The following is a 17,507-nucleotide window of genomic DNA, read 5'->3' as shown; positions in this document are numbered from 1 at the left end:
ATATCGAAGGCTTCGTGCAGGCGCGCGATCGTGGCATCAAGTCGGGCGATGGCCTCCGGCGTCGCGATGCGGGCAAGCAGTTCCACGGTCGCGCATTCCAGCGCCTGCCGGATGAAGACCGCTTCGGGAATAGCCCCGGTCGGGATGCGCGCAACGAAAGTCCCCGCCTGCGGAAAGATCTCGACCAGCCCCTCTTCCTTGAGACGGATCAGCGCTTCACGGACCGGGGTACGGCTGACGCCGAAGCGCGCCGTCAGCTCCTTCTCGGAGAGCGGCACGCCGGGCCTCAGCTCCATGGCGAGGATGGCGCGTCGGAGATCGTCCTGAACCAGTGAAGCGGCCGTCGAGCGCCCGGCGGGAGCCACGGCCCGCCCCAGGGGGCGCCGCTCGCGTCGATTATCCGCTGCATGGCCGCGGCCGCCTGCGAGCTCGTTCATCGTCCCGTCCCAGCCACCCATGTCTCCCGAACGCTCCGGCCTGAGCCCTGTGAGCGCCACCCTCCTTAGGCGCTACCACAATCACCTTTGACATACTAGTATATTAGTATATTGATCCGATACGCTTCTCGCCCGTACAGTCGCGGGCCTATCGGGACAGATTGCTGATGTTGCTGCACGATGATCGCCTGTTTCCTGCCGATCCGGTGACGCGAGGCATCGCGCGCCGTCTCTATGCCGGGATTCGCGATCTCCCGATCATCTCGCCACACGGCCATACCGACCCGCGCTGGTTCGCCGAGGACAAGCCGTTCCCGGATCCGGCGACGCTGCTGGTCAAGCCCGACCACTACATCTTCCGGATGCTTTACTCGCAGGGCGTCAGGCTCGAGCAGCTCGGCATCGCCCGCAAGGATGGCGGCCCGGTCGAGACCGATCCCCGCGCGATCTGGCGGCTCTTCGCCAGCCATTGGCGGCTGTTCCGCGGCACGCCGACCCGGCTCTGGTTCGAGCATGCCCTGTCCGGGGTCTTCGGCATCAACGAGCGCCTGAGCCCGGAGAATGCCGACCGCATCTACGACCGCATCGCCGAAAAGCTCGAGCAGCCGGAGTTTCGTCCCCGCGCCCTGTTCGAGCGTTTCAACATCGAGGCGATCGCGACCACCGAGGGCGCGCTCGACGACCTGAAATGGCACGACATGATCCGGGAATCCGGCTGGGGCGGCAAGGTCGTCACGGCCTATCGGCCGGACAGCGTCGTCGACCCCGAATTCGAGGGCTTCAAGGACAATCTCGCACAGTTCGGCGAGCTGACCGGCGAAGATGTCATGAACTGGACCGGCTATCTCGCGGCCCACCGCGCCCGCCGGGCCTATTTCAAACAGCGTGGCGCGACCTCCTCGGACCATGGCCACGCCACCGCGCGCACGGCAAATCTCTCGCAGGCAGAATCCGAAAAACTCTTCGCCAAGATCCTGAAGGGCAAGTTCTCGGCCGAGGATGCCGACCTGTTCCGCGGTCAGATGCTCACCGAGATGGCGAAGATGAGCCTCGATGACGGCTTCGTCCTGCAGATCCACCCCGGCTCCGTCCGCAACCATAACCCGATGCTGTTCGAAACCTTCGGCCGCGATATGGGCTGCGATATCCCGCGCGGCGTGGATTACGTCTCGGCACTGAGGCCGCTGCTCGATGCGGTGGGCAACGAACCCAACCTGACGGTCATCGCCTTCACCCTCGACGAGACCGTCTACTCCCGCGAACTCGCGCCGCTCGCCGGACATTATCCCGCTTTGAAGCTCGGACCCGGCTGGTGGTTCCTCGACGCGCCGGAAGCCATGCTGCGCTTCCGCGAGCTCACGACGGAGACCGCAGGCTTCTACAATACCGTCGGCTTCAACGACGACACGCGCGCCTATCTCTCGATTCCAGCCCGTCACGACGTCGCTCGCCGCTGCGACTGCACCTATCTCGCCAAGCTCGTCGCCGAGCATCGCCTCGGCGAGGACGAGGCGGCGGAGGTGGCCTACGACCTCGCCTATCGCCTGGCCAAGGAGGCCTACCGCCTGTGACCAGCGCAGCGAGCTCGATCGACGAACGCCAGGCCGCGCATCCACGCGATGTGAAGCGCTACGACACCGAGGCACTGCGTCAGGACTTCCTGGTCGAGCGCATCTTCGTGCCGGGTGAGCTGACGCGGACCTACAGCCATTACGACCGCATGATCGTCGGCGGCGCCACCCCGGTGAGCAAGCCGCTGACGCTCGACCCCTTCGCCCCGACCGGCACGCCCTTCTTCCTGGCGCGCCGCGAACTCGGGGTGATCAATATCGGAGGCGCCGGCACGGTCACCGTCGACGGTAAGCAGTTCGAACTGCCGAACCTCGACGCGCTCTATGTCGGACTGGGCGCGAAGGAGGTCAGCTTCTCCAGCGCCGATCCGGCCAACCCCGCCAAGTTCTACCTGACCAGCGCCCCCGCCCATCGCGAGGCGCCGCATCAGCTCGTCCGCCAATCGGATGCCAACACTCTGCATCTCGGCACGGCCGAGACCTCGAACAAGCGCACCATCCGGCAATACATCATGCCGAACACGACGGGCACCAACCAGCTCGTCATGGGCATGACGGCACTCGAGCCCGGTTCGGTCTGGAACTCCATGCCCTGCCACACCCACACGCGGCGGATGGAAGCCTATCTCTATTTCAACCTCGACCCGGCCCATCGCGTCTTCCATTTCATGGGCGAACCGACCGAAACCCGGCACCTGCTCGTCGCCAACGAGCAGGCCGTGATTTCGCCGAACTGGTCGATCCATTGCGGCTGCGGCACCTCGAACTACGCCTTCGTCTGGGCCATGGCCGGCGACAATGTCGAGTTCACCGACATGGACGCCGCGCCCGTCGAGATGCTGCGCTGATGGTTGCGCGTGCGCCCTTCGATCTCGTCGGGCGCACGGCGCTCGTCACCGGCGCCAATACCGGCATAGGCCAGGGCATTGCGCTGGCGCTGGCCGAGGCCGGAGCCACGGTCGTCGCCGCCGGCCGCTCGTCCATGACCGAGACGGTGGCAAAGATCACCAATGCCGGCGGACGCTGCCTGCCGCTCGCCGTCGATCTGCAGCAACCCGGGATCGCAGCCGAGGCCGTCACCAGAGCCGCCGAAGCCGCCGGCCCGCTCGATATCCTCGTCAACAATGCCGGCATCATCCGCCGCGCCGACGCTCTCGATTTCAGCGAGAGCGACTGGGACGAGGTCATGAACGTGAACCTCAAGGCGAGTTTCTTCCTGTCCCAGGCCTTTGCGAAGGCAGCGCTCGCGGCCGGCCGCACCGGGCGCATCGTCAACATCGCCTCGCTGCTTTCCTTCCAGGGCGGTATCCGCGTCGCCTCCTATACTGCGAGCAAGAGCGGGCTTGCCGGCCTGACCCGGCTGTTGGCCTGCGAATGGGCGGGCAAGGGCATCAATGTGAACGCGATCGCCCCCGGCTATATCGAGAGCAACAACACGCAGGCCCTGCGTGAGGATGCCGACCGTAACGCCGCCATCCTTGCCCGCATCCCGGCTGGTCGTTGGGGCAAGCCTTCGGATATCGGCGGGGCTGCCGTCTTCCTTGCAAGCGACGCGGCGGCCTACGTGCATGGTGCGATCATCCCCGTCGATGGAGGCTGGCTGGCACGATGAGCGAGCGTCTCAACTCCTTCTTCCAGCATGAGCGCGACTTCGCCTGGCAGGCGACCGAGCCTGGCGTGAAGCGCAAGATCATGGCCTATGGGCCCGACCTGATGATCGTCCGCGTCGTCTTCGAGGCCGGAGCCATCGGCAAGGCGCACCAGCACCCGCATCGTCAGGCGTCCTATGTCGAGAGCGGCGTCTTCGACGTCACGATTGACGGCAGGACCAGCAGGCTAGCGGCCGGCGACAGCTTCTTCGTGCCCGAAAACCTCGTCCATGGCGTCGTCGCCATCGAGGCCGGGCAGTTGATCGATTCCTTCACGCCGATGCGGAGGGAATTTCTCTAAGGCCGAAGCCGGCATGGGGCGGCACGGCTCCCGAACACGGGGCAAGAACGACCGGGAAAATCCGGCGATCTATTCAAACGGGAGGAACAGGAACATGCTTACAAGACGGACAGTCTCCGCGCTCGTCGGCGCGGCTTTCATCGCAGCGACCGGCGGCGCGGCTCAGGCGCAGAACGTCACCCTGCGCTCCACCGACATCCACCCTGACGGCTATCCGACCATCGAAGCGGTCAAATACATGGGCCAGCTGCTGGATCAGCGGACCAATGGACGCATCAAGATCAACGTCTTCCACTCCGCCCAGCTCGGCCAGGAGAAGGATACGATCGATCAGACGCGCTTTGGCGTCATCGACATGAACCGCATCAACATGGCGCCGTTCAACAACCTGATCCCGGCGACCAACATACCCTCGCTGCCCTTCATCTTCCGCTCGGTCGATCATATGCGGAAAGTCATGGACGGCCCGATCGGCGACAACCTGCTCAAGGATTTTGAGAAGCACGACCTGATCGGCCTCGCCTTCTACGATTCCGGCTCGCGCTCCTTCTATAACGGCAAGCGCCCGATCGGCTCGCCAGCCGACATGAAGGGCATGAAGATTCGCGTCCAGCAGTCCGACATGTTCGTGGCTCTGGTCTCGGCGCTCGGCGCCAATGCCACCCCGATGCCGTTCGGCGAAGTCTATTCGGCGCTGYAGACCGGCGTCATCGACGGCGCCGAGAACAACTGGCCGTCCTACGAGTCGACCCGCCATTTCGAGGTCTCGAAGTTCTATTCGACCACCGAGCACTCGCTCTCGCCGGAGGTGCTCGTGATGTCGAAGCGCAGCTTCGACAAGTTCAACGCGGCGGACCAGGCGCTGATCAAGACCGCAGCCAAGGAATCCGTCGCCAAGATGCGCGAGCTCTGGGATGCGCGCGAGAAGGAGTCGGAAGCCAAGGTCAAAGCTGGCGGCGCACAGATCAACACGGTCGAGAAGCAGCCCTTCATCGATGCGATGAAGCCCGTCTACGACAAGTTCGTCACCGATCCGAAGCTCAAGGAGATGGTGGCTGCCATCCAGGCGGTGAAGTGAAGGCCGGCGCGGCCCTTCCGGCTGCGCCCAGTCACTTGCGTCTCCTTTTCGGCCTTCCCCGGGTGGAGCGGTTCTGACGATCCCGCTTCGCAGGCGGCTTTCACCGCCGGCGAAACTGGAACAAGCCAGCATCACCCGGGAAAAAGCGCCTCACGCGGCGCCGGAGCGTCTTGATGCTTCTCCTTGCACAAATCCTGACCCGGCTGGGCGCCAAGCTCTGCCTCATTGCACTGGTCATCGCCGGGGCAGGTCTTGTCGCCATGACCGTGATCGTCGCATGGGGCGTCTTCGGGCGTTATGTGCTGAACGACACGCCGATCTGGGTCGAGGCCAGCGCCCTCTTCCTGATGTCCTGGTTCATCCTGCTCGGCGCCGCAGTCGGCGTGCGCGAGAGCGATCATCTCGGCTTCGAGGTCGGCCTCGCCATGTCGCCGCCGCCGCTGCGCAACGGGCTGATCATCCTGACCGAGCTTCTGGTGATTGCCTTCGGCCTCGCCATGCTGGTCTATGGCGCGCAGCTCGCCATCGGGACCTGGAGCGACCGCCTGCCGATCATCGGCATCTCGCGCGGCTGGGACTATGTCCCCATCGCGGTCGGCGGCGCCTTGATCGCCCTCTTCTCCTTCGAAAAGCTCATGCTCTTTCTCACCAAGGCGAAATCCGCCCCGCTCGGCTTCACGCATTTCGGCAGCGCACAGGAAGTCTGAGCGATGGAACTCTGGATCCTCTTTGGTACCTTCGCGCTGCTTCTCCTCATCGGCGTGCCCGTGGCTTTCTGCCTGGGCATGTCGTCRATCGCCACCGTCGTCTATATGGGCCTGCCGCCGGTCGTCGTCTTCCAGCAGATGAATTCCGGCATGAACGCCTTCGCCATGATGGCGATTCCGTTCTTCATCTATGCCGGCGACCTGATGATCCGCGGCGGCATCGCCGAGCGCCTGATCCAGATGGCCTCGAGTCTCGTCGGCCATCTGCGCGGCGGCCTGGGGCAGGTCAATGTCGTCACCTGCACGCTGTTCGGCGGCATTTCCGGCTCGGCCGTCGCGGATGCATCCGCCGTCGGCGGCCTGATGATCCCGCAAATGGTCAAACGCGGCTACGACGCGGACTATGCGGTCAATGTCACGGCCAATGCGGCGATCATCGCGCTGCTGATCCCGCCCTCGCACAACATGATCATCTATTCGCTCTCGGCGGGCGGAAACATCTCGATCGCCGATCTGTTTACCGCCGGCATCATTCCCGGCCTGATGCTCTGCGCCGCGCTGATGGTTGCGGCCTGGGCCGTCGCGGTCCGGCGCGGCTATCCGCGCGAGGCGTTTCCGGGATTTGCTGCGGTGGGCCGCTACATGGTGCTGGCGCTGCCCGGCATCCTGCTGATCTTCATCATCTTCGGCGGGGTCCGGTCCGGCGTTTTCACCGCAACGGAATCCTCCTGCGTGGCTGTCGTCTACGCCGTCCTCGTCACCATCTTCGTCTATCGCCAGCTCACCTGGACGGCCTTTGTCGAAGCGACCCTTGGCGCGGTTCGCACCACGGCTATGGTGCTGCTGGTGATCGGGACGGCCGGCGCCTTCGGCTGGCTGATGGCCTTCCTGCAGGTGCCGCAGGCGACGATCGGCGCGATGAAGGCGGTCTCGGACAACCCACTCGTCATCCTGCTGATGATCAATCTCATCCTGCTCGTGCTCGGCACGTTCATGGACATGGCGCCGATGATCATCATCTGCACGCCGATCTTTCTGCCGGTTGTGAAGGCCTTTGGCGTCGACCCCGTGCATTTCGGCGTGATCCTGATCCTGAACGCCGGCATCGGCCTGAACACGCCGCCGGTCGGATCGGTACAGTTCGTCGCCTGTGCCATCGGGCGCGTCTCGATCGGGGAATCGATGCGGACGATCTGGCCCTTCTACGGCGCCAGCGTTGCCGTACTCCTGCTGGTGACCTATGTCCCTGCAATCTCCCTCTGGCTGCCAAGAGTGTTCCATTGACCAGACTGTCGCCGCAAACCCTTGGCAGCCTGCCAAAGACCGTCCGCCGTCCATCCTATGCGCGCGCAGGGCTGAAGCCCGGCATCGTGCATCTCGGGCTCGGCGCCTTCGCCCGCGCCCATCTGTGCGAATATACGGATGATGCGCTCGAGCACGCTTTCGGCGGCTGGGGTATCATCGGCGCCAGCCTGCAGCGCCCCGACCAGCGCGACAGGCTGAAGCCGCAAGGCGGTCTCTACAGCTTCCTGAAGCGGGCTCCAGACGGCCCGCAGATGCGCATCATCGGTTCCGTGCTCGATGTGCTCGTCGCGCCCGAGAATCCCGCCGCTCTCGTCACACGTCTCGCCGCCGCCGAAACGCGCATCGTCTCGCTGACCGTGACCGAGAAGGGCTATTGCCACGACCCGGCCACCGGCCGGCTGCGGCAGGATCATCCCGACATTGTTCACGATCTGGAACATCCCGATGCCCCGCGCTCGGCCATTGGCCTGATCGTCGCGGCCCTGAAGCTGCGAAAGGCCGAAGGCCTCGCTCCCTTTACCGCGCTGAGCTGCGACAACCTTCCGCATAACGGCAAGGTCCTGCGCGGCCTGGTGCGCGACTTCGCAGCTCTGCAGGACGATACACTTGCAGCCTGGATCGAAGCGAATGGAGCCTTCCCGGCGACGATGGTCGACCGCATCGTGCCCGCCACCACCGACGCCGACATCGCGGAGGCCGCCGGCCTGCTCGGTGTCGAGGACGCCGCACCGGTGATCGGAGAACCCTTCCGGCAATGGGCGGTCGAGGATCGTTTTGCCAGTGGCAGGCCCGCATGGGACGAAGTCGGCGCCCAGATGGTCTCCGAGGTCGCGCCCTTCGAGTTCATGAAGCTGCGCATGCTCAACKGTGCCCATTCCAGCCTCGCCTATCTCGGCTATCTCTCCGGCCACGAGACCGTGGCCGAGGCGAGCGGCGATCCGGTGCTCGCCCGCTTCCTGCAGGGGCTCTGGGCCGAGATCATCCCGACCGTGCCCGCTCCGCAAGGCGTCGATCTCACCGACTATGCCGGCGCGCTGCTCACCCGCTTCCGCAACCCCGCCATTCGCCACCGTACCTGGCAGATCGCCATGGACGGCTCGCAGAAGCTGCCGCAGCGTCTGCTCGGCACGATCCGCGAACGCCTCAAGGCCGGTGCGCCGATCGATCACCTTGCGCTCGGCGTCGCGGCCTGGATGCGTTACGTCACCGGCACGGACGAGACGGGCACCGTCATCGATGTCCGCGACCCGCTGGCGGGCGAATTCGCCCGCATCGCGACGCAGGCGGGCCGGAATGCGCAGGCGCTGAGCAGCGGCCTTCTCGGCATCGAAGCGATCTTCGGTAGCGACCTGCCGCGCGAGACGGCCTTCCCCAAGGCTGTCGCCCGGCAGCTCGATAGCCTGTTCTCGCAGGGCGCGAAGGCAACGGCGGCGGCGCTGGCGGCCTGAGGCCGAAGCCCGGAAAGCAACAGCGCATGTGGAACCCTCTCCTGCAGGGACAGGGTTCCACATGCGAATAGCGAAACCTCTTGATCAGGCTCGCCCCCTGTCGCCAGATGCGGCCATGAAGCGGCTCGCCCTCCTTGCCTCCACATTCTGCCTTGGCCTCCTGATAGCCGGCACAGCTGCGGCGCAATCTCCCGCGACCGTCCCCAATTTCTGGGACGGCAAGATCAGGCTCGATCGGCCGGAGCCCGGGCCCCCACGCGTGGTTCGTTTCCTGACCGACGACGACTATCCGCCGCTGCATTTTGCTGCGCCGGACGGCGCGCTGACCGGTTTCTCGGTCGAGCTCGCCCGTGCGGTCTGCGAGAGGATGCTGTGGACCTGCACGGTTCAGGCCCGCCGCTTCGACACGCTGCTCGATTCCCTGGCCGAAGGGCGCGGCGACGTCCTGGCGGCGGCGATGGCGGTGACGCCGCAGATCCGCGCCCGTTTCAGCGCCAGCCATCTCTATGCTTCCTCACGCGCAAGGATGACCCGACCCTCATACGCGCAATCGACTATGCGCTCCAATCGCTCTGGGACGACGGCACCTATGCCAGGCTCTATCTGCGGTTCTTTCCGGTGAGCCCGTTCTGAAGGGAAGCCAACCCAGGCTCCTCGCCGATCTCGTGTCCGGAGCGCTCGCAATCGGCGCCCGGCCTACCCGGTTCCCCGAAGGCTCGCTGCCGCCCCAATCTCGTCAGGTTCGGTTGCCCCACGCAGAATCAGGAGGGAGGTGAGCCCGTGGACCCGCCTCCCTCCCGTTTCATCGCGCTGGGCGCGTATTGGAGAGCTCGCCCTCGAGCGCCAGGCGGGCCGCGCTTGCCATCCAGCCAGCCGTGGCGGGCAGGATATCGTCATTGAAGTTGTAGCGCTCGTTGTGGAGCTCGCCACCGTCGGTCACCGGGCCATTGCCGATCCAGACATAGGCGCCCGGCCTGTCCGCCATGAAATGGCAGAAATCCTCGCTCGCGGTGCTCGGCGGCACGTCGCGCCGAACCGTCAGACCAGCCTGCTTCGCTGCCGCGACCGAGATCTCTTCCTCCAGTTCGGTATTCGCCGTGGCGCGACCGCCAGTGATGATCTCGATCTCGGCCCGCATCTCGAAGGCCTCGGCCGTGCTGTTGGCAATGCGCTTGAGGCTCCCGATCACGCGATCGCGCACCGCCGGCCGATAGGTCCGGAAAGTGCCGTCGATGGTGACGCTGGACGGGATCTGGTTCGGCGCCTGGCCGCCATGCACCATGCCGACCGAGACGACCGCGCTGTCGAGCGGATCGACATTGCGGGCAACGATCGTCTGCAGAGCCACGATCAGATGGCTCATCGCAACGATCGGATCGCGCGTCAGGTCGGGCTTGGCGGCATGGCCGGCCGTGCCGTGCAGGGTGATCCGGAATCGGCCGGGTTCGGCCATAACCGGTCCGTGATGAACCGCCACCGTGCCGGCTTCCAGGCCGGGCCAGTTATGGAATCCGAAGACGCGCTCCATCGGGAAGCGTTCGAACAGACCGTCGGCGATCATCGCCCGGGCGCCGGCACCATTCTCCTCCGAAGGCTGGAACAGCAGATGGACCGTCCCGCTCCAGCTTTCGTCGCGCGCCAGCAGGGCGGCGGCTCCGAGCAGGGAGGTCGTGTGGCCATCATGGCCGCAAGCGTGCATCACGCCCTTGTTCGTGGAGACATAGGGCAGGTCATTCGCCTCGAGAATCGGCAAGGCGTCCATATCGGCCCGCAATCCGACGCTGCGGTCCGAGTTGCCGCGCTTCAGCGTCGCGACGACGCCGTGGCCACCAATGCCGGCGGTGAAGGGAATGCCGAGTTCGGTCAGCTTCTCCTGAACGAAGGCGGCCGTCGCGCTCTCCTTCAGCGAGAGTTCGGGATGCGCGTGGAGATGTCGTCGCCATGTCTTGAGCGTTTCGAGGAGAGCGTGATCCATGAGGTATCCGATACAGAGCCAATCGCGGAGCGGAGCCTATACGCATGCGCCGCAAGAGCAATTCGACCGAACGCGACCCGGGCAGGCAATGAATGCGGTGCAGGGCAGGCAACGCCCCAGGACAGCCGGCACCGATTGACGCCGCCCGTTCTCATCTGTCAAAGCCGGAGCTTCCGAAAACCTTGAGACAGACGAGGACCCGCCGCAAATGTCCGCTTTCGATCCCACGCTCGTGGATGCCGCCCAGCGTTCGGCCGCCTGGCCGTTCGAGGAAGCACGCAAGCTCGTGGCCCGGATCGAGAAATCGGGCAAGAAAGAGGTGCTCTTCGAGACCGGATACGGCCCCTCGGGCCTGCCGCATATCGGCACCTTTGGCGAGGTCGCGCGCACCTCGATGGTGCGCCACGCCTTCCGCGTGCTCACCGACGACACGGTGCCGACGCGGCTGATCGCCTTCTCCGACGATCTCGACGGCCTGCGCAAGGTGCCGGACAACGTCCCGAACAAGGAATTGCTGGCGAAGCATCTCGGACGGCCGCTGACCGAGGTCCCCGATCCTTTCGGCACGCATGACTCGTTCGGCCGGCATAACAACGCCCGCCTGCGTGCCTTCCTCGACCAGTTCGGCTTCGATTACGAGTTCAAGTCCTCGACCGACAGCTATCGGGCGGGCGAGTTCGACGCGACCCTGCTGAAGCTGCTGGCGCGCTACGACGCGGTGATGAAGATCATGCTGCCAACGCTCCGCGAGGAGCGCGCCGCGACCTATTCGCCCTTCCTGCCGATCCATCCCAGGACCCGCATCGTCATGCAGGTGCCGATCGAGGCGCGCGATGTCGAGAAGGGGACCATCACCTGGACCGCCCCGGAGAGCGGCGAGCGTTTCGAGACCCCTGTCACCGGCGGCCATGCCAAGCTGCAATGGAAGCCGGATTGGGCGATGCGCTGGGTCGCGCTCGGCATCGACTACGAGATGGCCGGCAAGGACCTGATCGATTCCGTCAAGGTCTCGTCGGCCATCGCGCGCGCCCTCGATGCGACGCCGCCGGACGGCTTCAACTACGAGCTCTTCCTCGATGAGCAGGGCCAGAAGATCTCGAAGTCGAAGGGCAACGGCCTGACCATCGAGCAATGGCTCTCCTATGGCTCGCAGGAGAGCCTGGCGCTCTTCATGTACTCGCGTCCGCGCGAGGCCAAGAAGCTGCATTTCGACGTCATTCCGCGTGCGGCTGACGAATATCTGCAGTTCCTCGGCGGCTACGAGCGGCAGGATTGGAAGAACCGGCTCGGCAATCCCGTCTGGCATATCCATAACGGCAACCCGCCGGCGCCGGAGGTGATCGCCTCGGGCGAAGGCGATAACGCCGCCAAGACGCAGGTCACCTTCGGGCTGCTGATGAACCTCGTCGCCGTGGCCAATGCCGAGGACAAGGATGTACTCTGGGGCTTCCTGCGCCGCTATGCGCCGGGTGCCTCGCCTGCGACCCATCCGCGTCTCGACGCGCTGGTCGGCTACGCGATCCGCTATTTCCAGGATTTCGTGAAGCCAGCCAAGCAATACCGTCCGGCGACGCTGGAGGAGCGGCAGGCCCTGGAGGATCTCTCAGCCAGGCTCGGCGAACTCTCGGCTGCAGGCGTCACCGATGCCGGCACGATCCAGGACGCGGTCTACGATATCGGCCGACGCGATCCTTACAAGACCGTGCAGAAGGACGGCTCGGCCGGCGTCTCGCTCGCCTGGTTCAACACGCTCTACGAGATCCTGCTCGGTGAGCCCAAAGGCCCACGCTTCGGCTCCTTCGCCGCGATCTACGGCATCGAGAACACCCGCGCGCTGATCGCCAAGGCGCTCGCCGGCGACCTGCTCGCCGAGCACCACGCCTTCCTGAAGGCGCGTGAGGCCGCACGGGGATGAACAAACGCACCGCGCTTGCACCGGATATGGTCGAACAGGCCATCCGCAGTCGCCGCGCGGTGCGTGCCTTTCTGCCGGATCCGGTCGATCCTGCGCTGGTGCGGCTCCTGCTCGAACTCGCCGCCCAAGCGCCGAGCGGGACCAATATGCAGCCCTGGAAGGCGCGTGTGCTCGGCCCCAAGAGCCGGGCACGGCTGGAAGCCGGGTTGCTCGCTGCGCTGGACGATCCCGACTTCAAACCGGCGGAGGAGTACCGCTACTACCCGCAGACCTTCACCGAGCCCTATCAGTCGCGCCGCCGCAAGGTCGGCTGGGACCTCTATGGCCTGCTCGGCGTCACCAGGGGTGACCATGAGGGCATGAAGCGGCAGACGGCCTATAACCTGCGCTTTTTCGGCGCGCCGGTCGCGCTGATGGTGACGATCGACCGCGACCTCGAAATCGGCTCCTGGCTCGATCTCGGCATGTTCATCCAGAATCTGCTGATCGCTGCCCAGGCGCATGGCCTCGATACCTGCCCGCAGGCGATTTTTGCCCGCTTTCATCCGGTCGTGCGCGATGCGTTGGCAATCCCCGAGAGCGAGGTCGTCGTCTGCGGCATCGCGATCGGCCATGCCGACCCTGACGCAGCTGCGAACCGGCTCGTGCCGGAGCGCGAGCCGGTCGAGACCTTCACCACCTGGCTCGACTGAAGGCAGGAGCTACACCAGCTTCGGCCTGCTCTTGCCGAACAGCTTCAGCACTGGCGCAACGGCGAAGTGAATGCCGATCATCGYTGCCACGCCCGCGGCCAGCCCGACGACCGCCGACAGCGCCGCCGTCACCAGCCATTCGACAACCGCGCCCAGGCCGGGGACGGGGCGGGCCGATGCCACGGCCGCATCGTGAATGAGGTGGCCCACCGCACTGAAGCCATAGCCCTCGAAACCGTGGATCAGGATGCCGCCGCCGACCCAGAGCATGGCGACGGTCCCGACAGCGCTGAGGATCGAGAGCAGCACGGGCATGCTCACCACGAGCCCCCGCCCGAATCCCTTGGACAGGGGCCGCAGCAGGCGGTCGACGATGCTGGGCTCGGCTTCGGCGGGGCGTTTGCCACGCCCAAGGTGAAGCAGGTTTGAGATGGGGTGATCGTTCTGCGCCAGAGCAACGCCGGCATCATCGGCCTTCACGATCAGCGCGACGAGACCGTAGACGAAGGCGGTCATCCCGATGCCGACGATGGCCAGGACCAGCGCCTGCGTCCAGAACGAGGACTGAGACACGCTTGCGAGCGTGATCGCCATGATCTCCGCCGAGAGGATGAAGTCGGTCCTCACTGCACCGCTGATCCTCTGGTTCTCGAACTGGGTGGCGTCGATCCCCGCCGAGGCGCCCTCGCCTTCGACATCAGCGCCATGAGGCCGGACCAATTCCAGGACCTTCTCGGCTCCCTCGAAGCAGAGATAGAGGCTGCCCAGCATCAGCAGCGGCGTGATTGCCCAGGGCGCGAACAGCGCCAGCAGGAGCGCCGCCGGCAGCAGGAATGCCAGCTTGTTCCGCAATGAGCCCAGCGCGATCCGCCCGATGATCGGAAGTTCCCGATCCGCGCTGAACCCGACGGCATAGCGCGGCGTCACGGCCGTATCGTCGATGACGATGCCGGCAGCCTTGGCACTCGCCTTCGCCGCCTGGCTCGCGGCATCGTCGAGGGACGCCGCAGCGACCTTCGCAAGCGCCGCGATATCGTCKAGCAGGGCGACAAGGCCGGAACTCACGATCGCACCTCCGGGGACACGCACTGGGCCAAACCAGTCAACGACGCGGCCCCGAAGATGACAAGGGGCGCCTCCGTCCGGCAAGTCGCCTCAGGAGGCAGCGACCAGCCCGCCAGCCTGCCCGACCCGCCGCAGATGATGGGGGGTATCGCCGAACAGGCTCTCGATCATGGTCAGGCGCTTGAAATAATGCGCGCCGAGATATTCCATCGTCATGCCGATGCCGCCATGGAGCTGCACCGCCTCCTGCCCCACCAGCCGGCAGGAGCGATTGATCTGGACCTTCACAGCCGACAACGCGGCGGTCCGCTCGCCCGCATCGGGATGGCCGACCATCATCGCGGCATAGAGCGCCATCGAGCGGGCTTGTTCGAGCGCCATCAGCATGTCGACGGCGCGATGCTGCAGCACCTGGAACTGGCCGATCGCGACGCCGAACTGCTGGCGCGTCTTGAGATAGTCGACGGTCAGGCCGTGCAGAGCATCCATGATGCCGACAGCTTCGGCGGCGAGCGCAGCAATGGCGTTGTCAGCGACACGCTCGAGGATCGGCAGCCCTGCGCCGAGCGATCCCAGCAGAGCCTCCTGGCCGAGCACGACGCCGGAGAAGGCGATCTCCGCAGCGCGTCCGCCATCCTGTGTCGGGTAGCCTCGGGTTCTCACGCCGGGCGCCGCCGCATCGACGAGGAAGAGGCTGATACCGGTCCGGTCGCGCCGGCCGCCATCTGTCCTGGCGCTCACCACGATCCGGTGCGCGCTGTCGCCATTGATCACGACGCTCTTGGCGCCATCGAGCACGAACCCTGTCTCCGTGCGCTGCGCGCTCGTCGCCACGTCGAAGAGATCGTAGCGTGACTGCTTCTCGGTGAAGGCCAGCGCCAGGCGCAGGGTGCCGTCAACGATGCCCGGAATGATCCGCGCCTTCTGTTCAGCCGAACCGCCGAACCGGACGGCGCCGCCACCCAGCACAATGCTCGCAAGATAGGGCTCAAGCGCCAGTCCCTTGCCCAGCGCCTCCATCACCACCATGGTCTCGACAGGACCGCCGCCGAAACCGCCCTCCTCCTCAGAAAACGGGATGCCGGTGAGGCCCAGTTCCGCAAACTGCGCCCAACCCTTCTCGGAGAAGCCGAGCGGCTCCTTCGCCAAGGCCTGCCGCGCGTCGAGCGTGCCATAGGCGGCGCCGATCAGCCGCTCGACACTGTCCTTGAGCTGGGCCTGTTCGGAGGAGAGGTCGAAATCCATCGGGTTTCATCCAGCCTGGCGGGGCGCTAGCCACCGCGTCATGCTCGCCCTTGTGGCGAGCTCTTGCGTCCTGCGACGCGCGTGAAGGGAAGACGGGGGTGGCCGGGACAAGCCCGGCCAGGACGCGGCAGGGCGCCAAGCCTCATCGTCAAAGCCCCAGCACCGCCTTGGCGATGATGTTCTTCTGGATTTCGTTCGAGYCGCCATAGATCGAGACCTTGCGGTTGTTGAAATAGCTCGCTGCAGCCGCATCGGCCCAGTCATGCTCGAAGGGCCAGTCATTGGTGAGGTCGCCCGTCCGCAGCGGCGCGGCAAGCGCGAATGGCCCGGCCACCTCCAGCAGCAGTTCCGTCGTCGCCTGCTGCAATTGGGAGCCCTTGATCTTGAGGATCGAGGAGGCAGGATCGGGTTTGTTGGGATCGCGCCTGCCCTGTGCTGCGACCACCCGCATCTGGCTGATTTCCAGCGCCTTCAGTTCGATCTCGACCAGCGCAAACCGTTCGCGGAAATCGGCGTCATCCCACAGCACACCGTCGCCGGCCGGCATCTCCTTCGCCAGCCGTTTGATCCGGGCAAGACGTTCCTTGGAGAGGCCGATCCGGGCGATGCCGACACGCTCGTTGGCAAGGAGGAACTTGGCATAGTCCCAGCCTCTGTTCTCCTCGCCGACGAGGTTTTCGACGGGCACGCGGACATCGTCGAAGAAAACCTCGTTGACCTCGTGCCGGCCCTCGAGCGTGATGATCGGGCGCAGGGTGATGCCGGGCGTCTTCATGTCGATCAGGATGAAAGAGATCCCGGCCTGCTTCTTCGCCGCGGGGTCGGTGCGCACGAGGCAGAAGATCCAGTCTGCGTGCTGCCCGAGCGTGGTCCAGGTCTTCTGGCCGTTGACGACGTAATGATCGCCATCGCGGACGGCCCGCGTCTTCAGCGAGGCGAGGTCCGAACCCGCGCCGGGCTCGGAAAAGCCCTGGCACCACCATTCGTCGAGATTGGCGATACGCGCGAGGTGCTTCTCCTTCTGGCTCTGGGAGCCGAAGGCCGCGATCACCGGCCCGACCATGTAGCAATTGAACTGCTGCGGCAGCGGCACGGCGGCGAGCAGCATCTCCTCAGTGAAGATATAGCGCTGGATCGGGCTCCAATCCTGCCCGCCCCATTCGCTCGGCCAATGCGGTACGGCCCAGCCGCGCGCGTTCATGACCCGCTGCGAGGTGACATAATCCTCCCGCGCCAGCCCGAGGCCTTCGGAGACCTTCCTGCGGATAGAAGCCGGGATCTCGGTGCGGAAGAACTGCCTCACCTCATCGCGGAAGGCGATTTCCTCGGGCGTGAAGCGCAGGTCCATGATGGCTAGCCCTGATTGATCTCGAACAGCCCCGCGCAGCCCATGCCGCCGGCGACGCACATGGTGACGACGGCATAGCGCGCCTTGCGGCGGCGCCCCTCCAGCAATGCATGGCCAACCAGCCGCGCCCCGCTCATCCCGAAGGGATGGCCGACCGAGATCGCGCCGCCATTGACGTTGACCTTCTCGGGATCGATGCCGAGCGTGTCGCGGCAATAGATCGACTGGGAGGCGAAGGCCTCGTTGAGTTCCCAGAGATCGATATCCGAAACCTTCAGGCCATTGCGCTCGAGCAGGCGCGGCACGGCGAAGACCGGGCCGATGCCCATCTCGTCCGGCTCGCAGCCGGCCGAGGCGAAGCCACGGAAGATGCCGAGCGGCGACAGGCCCCGCCGCGCAGCCTCCTTCGCCGACATCACGACGCTCGCAGCCGCACCGTCCGAGAGCTGGCTGGCATTGCCGGCGGTGATGAACTTGTCCTCGCCGCGCACCGGCTTCAGCTTCGCAAGCCCCTCCAGCGTGGTGTCCGGCCGGTTGCCCTCGTCCTTGGCGAGCGTGACCTGCTCGTTCCGCGTTTCGCCGCTCGCCTTGTCGGTGACGGACATCACTGCGCTCATCGGCACGATCTCGTCGTCGAACAGCAGGCGCTGCTGGGCCGCGGCGGTGCGGCGCTGGCTTTCCAGCGAGAACAGATCCTGCGCCTCGCGCGAGATGCCGTAGCGCTCGGCGACGTTGTCGGCGGTCTCGATCATCGTCGTGTAGATCTCGGGC

General features: G+C 65.6%; 17 protein-coding genes. 11 read left to right on the top strand and 6 right to left on the bottom strand.

Features of this window, described 5'->3' with window-relative positions; translation table 11 throughout:
- Positions 1 to 437 (bottom strand): GntR family transcriptional regulator (locus AC1D34_RS28885; RefSeq protein WP_476826062.1); only part of this gene is annotated, 437 nt, incomplete at its 3' end.
- A 167-nt stretch (positions 438 to 604) separates the two neighbouring features.
- On the opposite strand from AC1D34_RS28885, the gene uxaC reads away from it, so the two are divergent.
- From uxaC to AC1D34_RS28840, 9 genes are all read left to right on the top strand, one after another.
- Positions 605 to 2,008 (top strand): glucuronate isomerase, encoded by a 1,404-nt coding sequence (gene uxaC, locus AC1D34_RS28880; RefSeq protein WP_476826061.1) that lies wholly within the window; start codon positions 605 to 607, stop codon positions 2,006 to 2,008.
- Entirely contained in the window at positions 2,005 to 2,856 is an 852-nt protein-coding gene (gene kduI / locus AC1D34_RS28875; protein ID WP_441488028.1) for a 5-dehydro-4-deoxy-D-glucuronate isomerase, read from the top strand. The genes uxaC and kduI overlap by 4 nt, the downstream gene beginning before the upstream one ends.
- On the top strand, positions 2,856 to 3,620 hold the full coding sequence (gene kduD, locus AC1D34_RS28870; RefSeq protein WP_441488027.1) for a 2-dehydro-3-deoxy-D-gluconate 5-dehydrogenase KduD: 765 nt from the start codon (positions 2,856 to 2,858) through the stop codon (positions 3,618 to 3,620). The genes kduI and kduD overlap by 1 nt, the downstream gene beginning before the upstream one ends.
- Positions 3,617 to 3,958, top strand: a complete 342-nt coding sequence (locus AC1D34_RS28865; protein WP_441504427.1) for a cupin domain-containing protein — start codon at positions 3,617 to 3,619, stop codon at positions 3,956 to 3,958. Before kduD ends, AC1D34_RS28865 begins: the two co-directional genes overlap by 4 nt.
- Positions 3,959 to 4,052: 94 nt before the next feature.
- Positions 4,053 to 5,036, top strand: a complete 984-nt coding sequence (locus tag AC1D34_RS28860) for a TRAP transporter substrate-binding protein (protein ID WP_476826060.1) — start codon at positions 4,053 to 4,055, stop codon at positions 5,034 to 5,036.
- A 173-nt stretch (positions 5,037 to 5,209) separates the two neighbouring features.
- Positions 5,210 to 5,743 (top strand): TRAP transporter small permease, encoded by a 534-nt coding sequence (locus tag AC1D34_RS28855; RefSeq protein WP_441488024.1) that lies wholly within the window; start codon positions 5,210 to 5,212, stop codon positions 5,741 to 5,743.
- 3 nt (positions 5,744 to 5,746) lie between these two features.
- On the top strand, positions 5,747 to 7,027 hold the full coding sequence (locus AC1D34_RS28850) for a TRAP transporter large permease (protein ID WP_441488023.1): 1,281 nt from the start codon (positions 5,747 to 5,749) through the stop codon (positions 7,025 to 7,027).
- Positions 7,024 to 8,496 carry a mannitol dehydrogenase family protein gene (locus AC1D34_RS28845; protein ID WP_476826059.1) on the top strand — a complete coding sequence of 491 codons (1,473 nt, stop codon included), beginning with the start codon at positions 7,024 to 7,026 and terminating at the stop codon, positions 8,494 to 8,496. The genes AC1D34_RS28850 and AC1D34_RS28845 overlap by 4 nt, the downstream gene beginning before the upstream one ends.
- Positions 8,497 to 8,611: 115 nt before the next feature.
- Positions 8,612 to 9,118, top strand: a complete 507-nt coding sequence (locus AC1D34_RS28840; RefSeq protein WP_476826058.1) for a substrate-binding periplasmic protein — start codon at positions 8,612 to 8,614, stop codon at positions 9,116 to 9,118.
- Positions 9,119 to 9,298: 180 nt separating this feature from the next.
- Here the strand turns inward: AC1D34_RS28840 and AC1D34_RS28835 are convergent, their stop codons facing one another.
- Positions 9,299 to 10,471, bottom strand: a complete 1,173-nt coding sequence (locus AC1D34_RS28835; RefSeq protein ID WP_476775585.1) for an amidohydrolase — start codon at positions 10,469 to 10,471, stop codon at positions 9,299 to 9,301.
- 208 nt (positions 10,472 to 10,679) lie between these two features.
- Between AC1D34_RS28835 and AC1D34_RS28830 the strand changes: the two genes are divergently transcribed.
- Positions 10,680 to 12,386, top strand: a complete 1,707-nt coding sequence (locus AC1D34_RS28830) for a lysine--tRNA ligase (RefSeq protein WP_476826057.1) — start codon at positions 10,680 to 10,682, stop codon at positions 12,384 to 12,386.
- Positions 12,383 to 13,078 carry a nitroreductase gene (locus AC1D34_RS28825; RefSeq protein ID WP_441488018.1) on the top strand — a complete coding sequence of 232 codons (696 nt, stop codon included), beginning with the start codon at positions 12,383 to 12,385 and terminating at the stop codon, positions 13,076 to 13,078. Before AC1D34_RS28830 ends, AC1D34_RS28825 begins: the two co-directional genes overlap by 4 nt.
- A 9-nt stretch (positions 13,079 to 13,087) precedes the next feature.
- Here AC1D34_RS28825 and AC1D34_RS28820 read toward each other — a convergent pair whose 3' ends face one another.
- The 4 genes from AC1D34_RS28820 to AC1D34_RS28805 form a co-directional block, all read right to left on the bottom strand.
- Positions 13,088 to 14,143 (bottom strand): DUF808 domain-containing protein, encoded by a 1,056-nt coding sequence (locus tag AC1D34_RS28820; RefSeq protein WP_476826056.1) that lies wholly within the window; start codon positions 14,141 to 14,143, stop codon positions 13,088 to 13,090.
- 90 nt (positions 14,144 to 14,233) lie between these two features.
- Entirely contained in the window at positions 14,234 to 15,388 is a 1,155-nt protein-coding gene (locus AC1D34_RS28815; RefSeq protein ID WP_476826055.1) for an acyl-CoA dehydrogenase family protein, read from the bottom strand.
- A 148-nt stretch (positions 15,389 to 15,536) separates the two neighbouring features.
- Positions 15,537 to 16,736, bottom strand: a complete 1,200-nt coding sequence (locus AC1D34_RS28810) for an acyl-CoA dehydrogenase family protein (protein WP_476826054.1) — start codon at positions 16,734 to 16,736, stop codon at positions 15,537 to 15,539.
- 5 nt (positions 16,737 to 16,741) lie between these two features.
- The coding region (locus AC1D34_RS28805; protein ID WP_476826053.1) for an acetyl-CoA C-acyltransferase at positions 16,742 to 17,507 on the bottom strand (766 nt) is incomplete at its 5' end.

Source organism: Allobosea sp. P1_A7 (genome assembly GCF_056406775.1).
The sequence above is the reverse complement of the archived record's forward strand: the minus strand, read 5'-3'. Positions and strand labels throughout refer to the sequence as shown.